The following is a 236-nucleotide window of genomic DNA, read 5'->3' as shown; positions in this document are numbered from 1 at the left end:
TCCAAATTGTTAAAGAGCTAGATATTTCAAAAGAAATAACCATTTTTAAAGATTCTTAAGGAAGAACACTTAAAGATGGTGGAGCTATGCGGGATCGAACCGCAGACCTCCTCGCTGCCAGCGAGGCGCTCTCCCAGCTGAGCTATAGCCCCATCTGGAAAAGTATTTCCTACTCTTAACTTATCTAAACCATCAATCTGTGTGGGTACTCATCGAAGATATCTTCGTATAAGGAG

1 tRNA gene is annotated in these 236 nt (G+C 41.9%); it reads right to left on the bottom strand.

The features are described from left to right. Positions 1-76: 76 nt before the first annotated feature. Positions 77-152 (bottom strand) — tRNA-Ala (locus AB4623_RS24080). Between the last annotated feature and the right edge of the window lie 84 nt (positions 153-236).

Source organism: Vibrio sp. 10N.222.52.C12 (assembly GCF_041474215.1).
Lineage (GTDB): Bacteria > Pseudomonadota > Gammaproteobacteria > Enterobacterales > Vibrionaceae > Vibrio > Vibrio crassostreae_C.
Note: the sequence above shows the minus strand (reverse complement) of the source record. Positions and strands in the feature narration are given on the sequence as shown.